Source organism: Avibacterium volantium, from assembly GCF_900635775.1.
Taxonomy (GTDB): Bacteria; Pseudomonadota; Gammaproteobacteria; order Enterobacterales; family Pasteurellaceae; genus Avibacterium; species Avibacterium volantium.
Map to the genome: position 1 here is coordinate 141,372 of NZ_LR134167.1, position 13,272 is coordinate 154,643.

Here is a 13,272-nt window from a genome sequence, read left to right on the forward strand (position 1 = left end):
GCCTCTAGATCAGTAGCATATTACCACATAAATCCAATGCCAGCCCCGACGGCAACATCACCTTTTTGTGATGCACTACCGTTTAGTTTTAAGATCACCTTGCCGTTATCGCTGATCTGGCTGACCCCAACAGCAATAGATGTGCTGCCTTTGTAGTTACCGGTGCCAACAGCAAACATGCTCTTACCTGGCATATAAACCTGTGGAATGCTTGCCATGGCCACCGCATTAGATACACCAGATTTCATATTCTTATCCAGTTTATTAATACGGTTATTCACACCACCAATTGCGCTGTCCAGCTGGCCTTTGTTCACCGCATCATTTGGTGCGATGCCATCAGCCACGCCTGTTAGGCGACGCGGTTCATGGAGGCTATTAGTGAAGTTCACTTCACTACCACCCAATCCTGATCCCACAGTTAATGGATTATCGTTCACTGGAGCCTGTGTTTGTGGATCCTTACGTTGTCCAATCAACTTAGGATCTTGGCCTTGTTGCACCAAACCTGCAGTGCCATTTTTCACTGCATTGGCTAGTGCATACAACTGGCTTCCATTAATAGCATCAGTACTGTGTTCAGAAACTTTACCTGCAGCCACATTTTGAATGCGGCGTTCTGAATTCACATTACCCACAGAGACAACACCTACAGGTTTCGTACCAGCAAACTCAATCGCACCAGAGATGACATCTTTGAGTCCACTATCTTCAGGTTTATACTCTTGAGCACCCGCAGTATGCTCATTCGCTACACCCGTTGTTACTGCCTTAGCACCTAAAGCAACTGAGTTAGCAACATTGGCATTCGCTTCGCTACCAATAGCAATTGAGTCTTTTGCATCTACTTTTGCTTTGTTACCAATTGCAATCGCATTTTCTGCTTTTACTGTGGTTTCAGCTAATTTACCAACAGCCACAGAATTTTTACCTGCTGCGGAGGCATCAAAGTTTTCCCGACCTGGTGGAACATCAGGATCATTAATATCAGCATTTACATGAACATACTTAATACCATCACTATTAATAGCATTTATAACACTCTTAATATCTGGATAATCGTTCTTCTCAGTATTACCTGAAACATTGTATGTAACAATACCTCTAGCGCTTCCAATATCGCCGGTCGCACCTTTGTCGCCAGCTTCACCTTTGTCTCCGGTTTCGCCTTTGTCTCCGGTTTCGCCTTTATCTCCGGTTTCACCTTTAGCACCTTGGTCACCTGTAGCGCCTTTATCGCCAGCTTCACCTTTATCTCCGGTTTCGCCTTTCGCACCTTGGTCACCTGTGGCACCTTTATCTCCGGCCTCACCTTTGTCTCCGGTTTCGCCTTTCGCGCCTTGATCACCTGTAGCGCCTTTGTCGCCGGCTTCACCTTTATCTCCGGTTTCACCTTTAGCACCTTGGTCACCTGTAGCGCCTTTATCGCCAGCTTCACCTTTATCTCCGGTTTCGCCTTTCGCACCTTGGTCACCTGTGGCACCTTTATCTCCGGCCTCACCTTTGTCTCCGGTTTCGCCTTTCGCGCCTTGATCACCTGTAGCGCCTTTGTCGCCGGCTTCACCTTTGTCTCCAGTTTCGCCTTTATCTCCGGTTTCACCTTTAGCACCTTGGTCGCCCGTAACGCCTTTATCGCCAGCTTCACCTTTATCTCCGGTTTCACCTTTCGCACCTTGGTCGCCTGTAGCGCCTTTATCGCCAGCTTCACCTTTGTCTCCGGTTTCGCCTTTAGCACCTTGGTCACCTGTAGCGCCTTTGTCGCCGGCTTCACCTTTATCTCCGGTTTCACCTTTCGCACCTTGGTCGCCTGTAGCGCCTTTGTCGCCGGCTTCACCTTTGTCTCCAGTTTCGCCTTTATCTCCGGTTTCACCTTTAGCACCTTGGTCACCTGTGGCACCTTTATCTCCGGCCTCACCTTTGTCTCCGGTTTCGCCTTTCGCACCTTGGTCGCCCGTAGCGCCTTTGTCGCCGGTTTCACCTTTAGCACCTTGGTCACCTGTAGCGCCTTTATCGCCAGCTTCACCTTTGTCTCCAGTTTCGCCTTTATCTCCGGTTTCACCTTTAGCACCTTGGTCGCCCGTAGCGCCTTTGTCGCCGGTTTCACCTTTAGCACCTTGGTCACCTGTAGCGCCTTTATCGCCAGCTTCACCTTTGTCTCCAGTTTCGCCTTTGTCTCCGGTTTCGCCTTTAGCACCTTGGTCACCTGTGGCACCTTTATCTCCGGTTTCACCTTTAGCACCTTGGTCACCTGTAGCGCCTTTGTCGCCGGCTTCACCTTTGTCTCCAGTTTCGCCTTTCGCACCTTGGTCACCTGTAGCGCCTTTATCGCCAGCTTCACCTTTATCGCCAGTCTCACCTTTGTCTCCAGTTGCACCGGTCGCACCTACATCACCTGTAGCGCCTTTATCGCCAGCTTCACCTTTATCTCCGGTTTCGCCTTTCGCACCTTGGTCACCTGTGGCACCTTTATCACCGGCCTCACCTTTGTCTCCGGTTTCGCCTTTCGCGCCTTGATCACCTGTAGCGCCTTTGTCGCCGGCTTCACCTTTATCTCCGGTTTCACCTTTAGCACCTTGGTCGCCTGTAGCGCCTTTGTCGCCGGCTTCACCTTTGTCTCCAGTTTCGCCTTTATCTCCGGTTTCACCTTTAGCACCTTGGTCGCCCGTAACGCCTTTATCGCCAGCTTCACCTTTATCTCCGGTTTCACCTTTATCGCCAGTCTCACCTTTGTCTCCAGTTGCACCGGTCGCACCTACATCACCTGTAGCGCCCTTATCTCCAGTCTCACCTTTGTCTCCAGTCTCACCTTTGTCTCCAGTTGCACCTGTCGCACCTACATCACCTGTAGCGCCTTTATCGCCAGCTTCACCTTTATCTCCGGTTTCGCCTTTCGCACCTTGGTCGCCTGTAGCGCCTTTGTCGCCGGCTTCACCTTTGTCTCCAGTTTCGCCTTTATCTCCGGTTTCACCTTTAGCACCTTGGTCACCTGTGGCACCTTTATCTCCGGCCTCACCTTTGTCTCCGGTTTCGCCTTTCGCACCTTGGTCACCTGTGGCACCTTTATCACCAGCTTCACCTTTGTCTCCAGTTTCGCCTTTATCTCCGGTTTCACCTTTAGCACCTTGGTCGCCCGTAGCGCCTTTGTCGCCGGTTTCACCTTTAGCACCTTGGTCACCTGTAGCGCCTTTATCGCCAGCTTCACCTTTGTCTCCAGTTTCGCCTTTGTCTCCGGTTTCGCCTTTAGCACCTTGGTCACCTGTGGCACCTTTATCTCCGGTTTCACCTTTAGCACCTTGGTCACCTGTAGCGCCTTTGTCGCCGGCTTCACCTTTGTCTCCAGTTTCGCCTTTCGCACCTTGGTCACCTGTAGCGCCTTTATCGCCAGCTTCACCTTTATCGCCAGTCTCACCTTTGTCTCCAGTTGCACCGGTCGCACCTACATCACCTGTAGCGCCTTTATCGCCAGCTTCACCTTTATCTCCGGTTTCGCCTTTCGCACCTTGGTCACCTGTGGCACCTTTATCACCGGCCTCACCTTTGTCTCCGGTTTCGCCTTTCGCGCCTTGATCACCTGTAGCGCCTTTGTCGCCGGCTTCACCTTTATCTCCGGTTTCACCTTTAGCACCTTGGTCGCCTGTAGCGCCTTTGTCGCCGGCTTCACCTTTGTCTCCAGTTTCGCCTTTATCTCCGGTTTCACCTTTAGCACCTTGGTCGCCCGTAGCGCCTTTGTCGCCGGTTTCACCTTTAGCACCTTGGTCACCTGTAGCGCCTTTATCGCCAGCTTCACCTTTGTCTCCAGTTTCGCCTTTGTCTCCGGTTTCGCCTTTAGCACCTTGGTCACCTGTGGCACCTTTATCTCCGGTTTCACCTTTAGCACCTTGGTCACCTGTAGCGCCTTTGTCGCCGGCTTCACCTTTGTCTCCAGTTTCGCCTTTCGCACCTTGGTCACCTGTAGCGCCTTTATCGCCAGCTTCACCTTTATCTCCGGTTTCACCTTTAGCACCTTGGTCGCCTGTAGCACCTTTGTCGCCGGCTTCACCTTTGTCTCCGGTTTCACCTTTATCGCCAGTCTCACCTTTGTCTCCAGTTGCACCGGTCGCACCTACATCACCTGTAGCGCCTTTATCGCCAGCTTCACCTTTATCGCCAGTCTCACCTTTGTCTCCAGTTGCACCGGTCGCACCTACATCACCTGTAGCGCCTTTATCGCCAGCTTCACCTTTATCTCCGGTTTCGCCTTTCGCACCTTGGTCACCTGTGGCACCTTTATCGCCAGTCTCACCTTTGTCTCCAGTTGCACCTGTCGCACCTACATCACCTGTAGCGCCTTTATCGCCAGCTTCACCTTTATCTCCGGTTTCGCCTTTCGCACCTTGGTCGCCTGTAGCGCCTTTGTCGCCGGCTTCACCTTTGTCTCCAGTTTCGCCTTTATCTCCGGTTTCACCTTTAGCACCTTGGTCACCTGTGGCACCTTTATCTCCGGCCTCACCTTTGTCTCCGGTTTCGCCTTTCGCACCTTGGTCACCTGTGGCACCTTTATCACCAGCTTCACCTTTGTCTCCGGTTTCGCCTTTCGCACCTTGGTCACCTGTGGCACCTTTATCACCAGCCTCACCTTTGTCTCCGGTTTCGCCTTTGTCTCCGGTTTCGCCTTTCGCACCTTGGTCACCTGTAGCACCTTTATCTCCGGTTTCACCTTTATCGCCAGTCTCACCTTTGTCTCCAGTTGCACCGGTCGCACCTACATCACCTGTAGCGCCCTTATCTCCAGTCTCACCTTTGTCTCCAGTTGCACCTGTCGCACCTACATCACCTGTAGCGCCTTTGTCGCCGGCTTCACCTTTGTCTCCGGTTTCGCCTTTCGCACCTTGGTCACCTGTGGCACCTTTATCACCAGCTTCACCTTTATCTCCGGTTTCACCTTTATCGCCAGTCAAGCCTTTATCACCAGCCTCACCTTTGTCTCCGGTTTCACCTTTAGCACCTTGGTCGCCCGTAGCGCCTTTATCGCCAGCTTCACCTTTATCTCCGGTTTCGCCTTTCGCACCTTGGTCACCTGTGGCACCTTTATCACCGGCCTCACCTTTGTCTCCGGTTTCGCCTTTCGCGCCTTGATCACCTGTAGCGCCTTTATCGCCAGCTTCACCTTTATCTCCGGTTTCGCCTTTCGCACCTTGGTCACCTGTGGCGCCTTTATCGCCAGCTTCACCTTTATCTCCGGTTTCACCTTTATCGCCAGTCAAGCCTTTATCACCAGCCTCGCCTTTGTCTCCAGTTTCGCCTTTATCTCCGGTTTCACCTTTAGCACCTTGGTCGCCCGTAGCGCCTTTATCGCCAGCTTCACCTTTATCTCCGGTTTCACCTTTATCGCCAGTCAAGCCTTTATCACCAGCCTCACCTTTGTCTCCAGTTTCGCCTTTATCTCCGGTTTCACCTTTAGCACCTTGGTCGCCTGTAGCGCCTTTGTCGCCGGCTTCACCTTTATCTCCGGTTTCACCTTTAGCACCTTGGTCACCTGTAGCGCCTTTATCGCCAGCTTCACCTTTATCTCCGGTTTCGCCTTTCGCACCTTGGTCACCTGTGGCACCTTTATCACCGGCCTCACCTTTGTCTCCGGTTTCGCCTTTCGCGCCTTGATCACCTGTAGCGCCTTTGTCGCCGGCTTCACCTTTATCTCCGGTTTCACCTTTAGCACCTTGGTCACCTGTAGCGCCTTTATCGCCAGCTTCACCTTTGTCTCCAGTTTCGCCTTTCGCACCTTGGTCGCCTGTAGCGCCTTTATCGCCAGCTTCACCTTTATCTCCGGTTTCACCTTTCGCGCCTTGATCACCTGTAGCGCCTTTGTCACCGGCTTCACCTTTATCTCCGGTTTCACCTTTATCTCCGGTTTCACCTTTAGCACCTTGGTCGCCCGTAGCGCCTTTATCGCCAGCTTCACCTTTATCTCCGGTTTCGCCTTTATCTCCGGTTTCGCCTTTCGCACCTTGGTCACCTGTGGCACCTTTATCGCCAGCTTCACCTTTATCTCCGGTTTCGCCTTTATCTCCGGTTTCACCTTTAGCACCTTGGTCGCCTGTAGCGCCTTTGTCGCCGGCTTCACCTTTATCTCCGGTTTCGCCTTTCGCACCCTGGTCACCTGTGGCGCCTTTATCGCCAGCTTCACCTTTGTCTCCGGTTTCGCCTTTCGCACCTTGGTCACCTGTGGCGCCTTTATCACCAGCTTCACCTTTATCTCCGGTTTCGCCTTTCGCACCTTGGTCACCTGTGGCACCTTTATCACCAGCCTCACCTTTATCTCCGGTTTCACCTTTAGCACCTTGGTCGCCTGTAGCGCCTTTGTCGCCGGCTTCACCTTTATCTCCGGTTTCGCCTTTCGCACCTTGGTCACCTGTAGCGCCTTTATCGCCAGCTTCACCTTTGTCTCCGGTTTCGCCTTTCGCACCTTGGTCACCTGTAGCGCCTTTGTCGCCAGCTTCACCTTTATCTCCGGTTTCACCTTTAGCACCTTGGTCGCCTGTAGCGCCTTTGTCGCCGGCTTCACCTTTATCTCCGGTTTCACCTTTCGCGCCTTTGTCTCCAGTCAAGCCTTTATCGCCAGCTTCACCTTTGTCTCCGGTTTCGCCTTTCGCACCTTGGTCACCTGTGGCACCTTTATCGCCAGTCAAGCCTTTATCTCCAGTTTCGCCTTTATCACCTGTTGGGCCTTTTAATCCTGGTGCGATATCATCAATAACTTGACGTACATTTTTGATAGCCTCATTCAACTGCCATACGTTCACCGCATCAGTATCTTGAACACCAGCTGCAAGATGGGTGATTTGACGGAGTTGGCCGTCAGCGCCTACAGAGAACTCACCGACTGGTTTATAGTCTGTTTCTGCCGTTTTACCATCACCAATCGGGGCTTTGTAACCTGTTCCGTTGGTGGCGTTTGCATACATATTATCTGCAAAATTACGATCTGCGATCGATCCCGCTCCCACAGCTACGCTGTTTGCAGTGTTGGCTTTTGCACCTAAACCTAATGCAATGGCTGACGCAGCTTGTGCCGCTGTGCCTGCATTTTTACCGATGGCAATAGAATCTGCACCTTTTGCACCGCTGCCGTCCCAGTTGCTATCTGCTGATTTATCAATCTCAGAATTCACACCATAGTAACGCACTGCTTTTTGTAATTGCGCTAAGATCACGGCATCATTTGGATTGGTGCCTGCTGCCAAATTGGTTAGGCGTGTTGCGGTTTTGGTGGTGCCGTCTGGGTTAAGCAATGCGACAACCACTTCAGTTGCTGGTACTTCATTACCTTGACCTTTTGGTTCAGTGTAGAATTTACCATTGAATTGGTAAACTGGTGTGCCATCTGCTTTGGTGTATTTGAACAATGTTTTGGCCGTAATGGTCACTTTTGACTTGCCTTGTGCATTGTCATCTGTGACTTCCACATTCGTGGTTTGATCATCACCTGCCACAAAGTCAACACGTTCGCCAGCGGCGACTTCACCCACTGCTGGTTTTGCCTGCGCTGCGTCATCACCAATTTTCCAGCCTTGTGCCACGCGTTTTAATTGCCATACGTTGACAGCGTCGGTGTCTTCAGAGCCTGCCCCAACAGATGTGATTCGACGCAATACACCTTTATTCACATCACCAACAGAAAACTCACCCAAAGTACTGGTTGATGCTAATAAACCAGCATCGCGGATTTTCACTAATTCTTTAAAATAGTTATATGCATTTGGATCAATTAAATCACCACGGACATCGTTATATGTTTTAGTTGCTGCTTCATCGAGCGTTGTAGATATGTCTAAAATTTCTGAAACAGCCCAAGGACCCAGCCCAAAATCTGAAAGCGATAAGGTATCGATTGATGTATCACTCGCTTTCTTAGTAATTGGATCCCATCCATTTCGACCAAGGTGGTAGATTGGTGTTTCTACTGTATTATCATTTATTCTTACGGAACCATCATAACATCATAATCTACTTTGTTTTTATCGGTTGTAGAGTGTGCACCGACCGCCACATCAAATGGCATTGCAGATTTACTGTGGTAACCTAAACTCGTTGTATTTGTCACTGATTCCAAGTTGCGCAACCGAGGATCACTACTGCTTAGACGCCCAGCATTTGCGCCTTCACCAACAGCAACCGAGAGGTAATTAACTTGTAAATGATTCCCAAGCCCGACAGAATTAAAACCAGTAGCCAGATTGTGGTTACCCACAAGAACAGAATTCACTCCTGCATGCGCATCAATACCAATTGCGATTCCTTCTTGTAAACCATTGTTTGGTCCAGATGATTGTGCATTCGGACCAATCGAGATACCGCCACCAGAAATAGCATGTTTACCTAAAGCGATACCTTTGTCAAAAGTGCGTGCATCAGTACCTATAGCAATAGCATCTTCTGCCAGACCTGATACAGCCTGAGCATTTTTACCGATCGCAATATTATTCATCCCTGCTGCTTTAGCGTTATGACCTAATGCAACGCTACCCTCACCAAAGGCGCCATTTGATTTCAATTTATCAATCAAGACATTTTCATCAATCTGATCTGCCAAGGAAGTAACATATTTACCTAATTGAAATGCATCCATTGTCGATAATTCGTCGGCTGTTTTTTTACCAATAGCATTGTCGGTTAAATAAGCAATAACCGTATTTTTCCAACGTTGATACATCTCTTTTATAGAAGATTGCCTAATAAATGGACCTGCCATACGCCCAGTATATAAACTGTCATATTTTTCTGTATTTAGATATTTTTCTGCAAAGAAATCCGCTAAATCAACCGTTTTAGCACCTTCTCCAATCGCTATACTATGTGGTGCGTAATTCGCTCCTTCATTAGCGAAGTTAGAATAGCCTTCGGTTTCGGTTCCATTGATGCTCACATAATGAGTTTGTGCTGCCTTAAGTTGAGCAACGTTGACGGCATCAGTATCCTCAGAGCCGGCAGCCAAGTTGGTGATTTGGCGCGTAATGACTTTACCATCTTTCATTCCACCAAGGCTGACCGCACTTTCGGTGGCTTGCCATGTTGCTTTTTGGCGGTTGGCTTGGCCTTCTTTAACAGCAGCAATCATGTTTGGATCTTTCAAGAAACTTGAAAAACGTGTATTTGCAATGCCATTGAAAAGATCATCTACAGCTGCTTTTTGTTCTTCTGTCAACTGTTGATAGGCTGTGGTGCTTTGCTCACCATGTTGGAGTTGATCAAGGCGTCTTTGCAACGCATTTTTAAGATCGTCTTGTGTTACATTATAAGAATGCACTAATTCTTTAAAATAGGCTTGTGATTCTTCATCTTCATCCCCAAAATTATCTATTAGGAATCGCAGTGTTTGTTCCTGATTGGCTTTATAGTCTGGATCGGATTTTGAGTCATATTGTAGCATATCATTGGTAGATAGCGCATTTTCCACAAAGCGTGAAACCAATGCATCCACAATTGTGCTATTATCTTTTGGATTATATCCTTGCTGCATTGCTCCTTGCGCAGCAACTGCATTTGAACCCAACGCGACACCACCATCAACTGCAACGGTTGTTTGATTACCCAGTGCCACCGCATTGCGTAATGCATACTTTCCTAGATCTTGATTATTGATAGTATCTCCTGATAATATGCCTATGCCTTTTTCTAGATTCGTTCTTCCTTCAAATGCGCGAATAAGTGAATTATCCACACCACGTACATCAGAACCAATGAGAATATTATCTACACCAAAAGTCATCGTACCACTACCAATGGCACTATTATGTTCACCTACAATGGTATTTTCATGGCCCAATAATAATTGCTTATCCCCTGCAACTTTATTCGTATTACCTAATAACGTATTGTTATCGCCTTGATTTTGGCTGGAATTGCCTAAAATAGCGTTATATTGACCCGCACTTCGTACACTATTACCAATAATATGGTTATAGCCTTTGTCTAAGATAGTTAAAAGATCAGAATATGGTGCTGTTTTCTCTACCGAGATGACATTTTGGGCACCCAGTACGGTGTTATAGCCACCTGTAACTTGAACTTGGTCACCCATAATATTATTGAAGTTACCATTGCTTTGAATGCCATGCCCTAACACGTTGAGGCCTTGTCCAGCCACAAAGTTGCCACCCCCAATGGAAGTGGAATTCATGCCATATAACTCACCATAGCCACCGATACCCAAGGCGCCGTGTCCTTGCACGATATAAGTACCAATATTAATCGCACCACCACCTAACGCACGTCCACCATCTTCTTGTGTGATACTGATTGCTTGACGACCTAGTGCATTACCTCCACCAATCGCAACTTCTCTGCCAGATGAGAAAACATCTCCTTTTGCGCCATTGGCATTGTTTTCCAAATCTTTTATACTGCCAAACGGCAACAAGCTTCTCAGTGCATCTGATTTTGCCAATTCAATATTTTTAGGATCTTTGTAGATTTCATTTAATCTTAATAATTCTGCGTTATCGCCTGCCTGGGCACCATAGCCTAAAGCAATACCTAAATCAGATTCAGCCGCTGCCTGCGCTCCAATAGCAACACTGTTTAATCCCGTAGCACCATCATTAAGGTAATTCGGTTGGACAGAACCATCATCATTACCTTTAACACTCATGTAGCGAGGTGCAACTTCGCGCAATTGTGCCACGGTGACAGCATCACTGTCTGCCCTGCCCGCTGCCACACCGTGAATTTGGCGGAATACGCCTTTTTCAACATCGCCCACAGAAACACCGCCCGTGCTGGCAAGGCCTGCGAGCAAACCAGCCCCATCTGGCTTAGTGCTAGAGGTTTGTTGAATAAGTGAGGAAAGCACAGATAATTTATTTTTAAAATTAGAAAGTGCGATCTCTTTATCTCTTGTATCGCCTGCAAATTGGCTTTCGGCTGTTTTTGCCAGTTCTTCAATTTTAGCGGTGAGTTTTTCTCTGCGAGAAGTGCGATTACCATCATCTTTTACAGTATCAATGAGCTGATTTGCTAGTGCTATATCATCTTTGACACCAGCAACTTTGAGCTCTTCTTCTGTGAAGTTCCAATTGGAGTAATAGGCCATAACGCCGTTTTCTTGAAGCAGTGGGCGCGCGTTGGACCAATATGGTAAGGCATTCTCAACATTGGATTTTGACTTGCTTCCAATAGCCACACTACCATCAAACAAAGCGGTGGCACCGTCTCCCAAAACGGTTACATCATTTGCAATGGTAGGAGATTGCGCACCGCTACTATTACGTCTGATAGTAACATTATTACCAATAATTACACTACCATAACTTGTACCAGCATTCGTGTCCCCTATTACAATTGTAGTATCTTTGCCTCCTTGCTCCAGAAGCTTAACACTGCCCGTTTTTTCTGTTACGTCTGTTTCTGCAAAGGCCTGATTTGGCAGTTGTAAAACGCCGATAGCACTTAATATGTAAAGTGATACTTTGGATAATTTAAAGAACTCTAAACGTTGCTCAGGAGGAGCTCGTAGCCCATCGATATCGGCTTGTTCCGCCTGTGGGCTCAGTACTACATCAACTTGCGACTTCTGTTTGCCTCTGCGACGGGTAAGTTCAGATACAACAACAAATGCCTGACGTGCGGTGCTCCAGATAATTTTATAAATGTTATTCATTCTTTTGTTCTCATCAATAAGTTAGTCATTTAGTAAACACAGCGCAACGCTGTCTAACTAAAATGCTAAAGGGGTTAATATGTTATGTTGTCAATGAAAATCGCTGTGTTATACGATTGTGTTATACGAATAAGGTTGCCGCTTTGCTATTCCATATATGCCATAGTAAAGTGCGGTGTTTTTTTTCGCGTTTTTTGCCAAGACCGAAGCGCCTTGAAGCTAAAAAAGCGACAAAAGAGATGCGTAATTCCCTTTGTAACAGGGAAAGACATACAGAAAAAAATAGGGAAAGGGAAAATGAATGTAACGCGCGCGGAAAATTCACGTAACCCATTGATTATAAAGATGCTTAAGCGATTCCAAGTAGCATTAAGAAAGGATTTGTCAAGTCTTTTTACCATTATAATTTCTTTTTTGCCTCAGACGGTTGATTTTTGTACTAAAAGATTGGGAATTATAACAGCAAAAAAAGATTTAGCTAGCAAATTTACGCAAAATTTTGCAAATTATCGCAATATTACTGCCTAAACACCTACTAAAGCGTAGAAAGGTGCGGGTGATTTCAACCCTGTTCAGTGAAAAAAGAAAACAAGATGAGGCGTTTCTTTATTGCATCAGCATTAATTCATTTGAGGTTGGATAGGGTGGGAGGAAGCCTGCAGTTTATTTTGCCATTTAGACTTCCCGTGCGATTTGTTAGGTTGAGCGGCGGAGTTTTTCAATTGTATCTTTATTAAAGAAATAATGCGTGCCACAACATTCGCATTGCATATCGATGCTGCCGTTGTGTTCGGCGAGAATTTCGTCAATTTCGTTTTCTGGTAATAACAGTAATGCACCGCCTGAACGTTCTTGGGTGCAACCACAGAAAAACTCTACATTTTGTGCAGGGTAAATTTCCACGGTTTCTTCGTGATATAAACGGTAAAGCATTTCTTCTGCACTTAGGCCAAAGATTTCTTCATCTTTTACCGTTGCTGTAAGAGTAGCAAGATGCTCAAAATCGCCTTCTTCGCCCACGCCGTCTGGCATCACTTGCAATAACATTCCTGCCGCCACAGGTTCACCATTAAATTCGCCTGTACGGATAATTAACTGGGTTTGTAACTGCTCAGAACGCACAAAATAATCTTCTAAACATTCCGTGATTGTCGGCTTGTCAAGGCTGATAACCCCTTGATAACGTTCGCCCTCATTAGGTGTAATGGTGATGACCAACACGCCTTTGCCGATAAGCTCGCTTAGGCTCATTTCATCACGCACTTCGCCTTGCAAACGTGCCAACGCACGCATTTTTTGATCATCAGAGCCATTCACTAAAGCTAATGAAAGCGGGCCATCACCTTGAATTTGTACGGTAATGCTGCCGTTAAATTTTAGCGTTGCGGTTAAAAGACTGGTTGCCACCATCATTTCACCTAGTAGGTTTTGCACCACTTTCGGATAATGATGGGTGTTTAAAGTATCTTTAAAACTTTGATTTAAGCGCACCCATTCACCACGCACCGCGCGGTTTTTAAATAAATAACGATAGAGTTTGTCGTTGTCAGCTTGATATGTCATTTTGTCCTCAATAAATCTTTAGGTTACGCCATTTGCTGAGTGAATTAAGAAAAGAATAGATTTCGCTTTAGGAA

4 protein-coding genes are annotated in these 13,272 nt (G+C 47.4%); 1 reads left to right on the top strand and 3 read right to left on the bottom strand.

What is annotated here, in order from left to right; genetic code table 11:
* Positions 1-20 precede the first annotated feature (20 nt).
* Positions 21-7,709 carry a YadA-like family protein gene (locus ELZ61_RS00760; protein WP_126370746.1) on the bottom strand — a complete coding sequence of 2,563 codons (7,689 nt, stop codon included), beginning with the start codon at positions 7,707-7,709 and terminating at the stop codon, positions 21-23.
* A gap of 248 nt (positions 7,710-7,957) precedes the next feature.
* Positions 7,958-11,635, bottom strand: a complete 3,678-nt coding sequence (locus tag ELZ61_RS00765) for an ESPR-type extended signal peptide-containing protein (protein ID WP_126370748.1) — start codon at positions 11,633-11,635, stop codon at positions 7,958-7,960.
* An 84-nt stretch (positions 11,636-11,719) separates the two neighbouring features.
* Between ELZ61_RS00765 and ELZ61_RS00770 the strand changes: the two genes are divergently transcribed.
* Entirely contained in the window at positions 11,720-12,163 is a 444-nt protein-coding gene (locus tag ELZ61_RS00770; protein WP_126370750.1) for a hypothetical protein, read from the top strand.
* A gap of 168 nt (positions 12,164-12,331) precedes the next feature.
* Here the strand turns inward: ELZ61_RS00770 and hslO are convergent, their stop codons facing one another.
* Positions 12,332-13,198 carry an Hsp33 family molecular chaperone HslO gene (gene hslO / locus ELZ61_RS00775; RefSeq protein WP_126370752.1) on the bottom strand — a complete coding sequence of 289 codons (867 nt, stop codon included), beginning with the start codon at positions 13,196-13,198 and terminating at the stop codon, positions 12,332-12,334.
* Between the last annotated feature and the right edge of the window lie 74 nt (positions 13,199-13,272).

What these genes read in the sequence shown, in the direction of transcription:
- ELZ61_RS00765 (WP_126370748.1), bottom strand. Translation starts at nt 11,635, where the DNA reads ATGAATAACATTTATAAAATTATCTGGAGCACCGCACGTCAGGCATTT.
- ELZ61_RS00770 (WP_126370750.1), top strand. Translation starts at nt 11,720, where the DNA reads ATGTTGTCAATGAAAATCGCTGTGTTATACGATTGTGTTATACGAATA.
- hslO (WP_126370752.1), bottom strand. Translation starts at nt 13,198, where the DNA reads ATGACATATCAAGCTGACAACGACAAACTCTATCGTTATTTATTTAAA.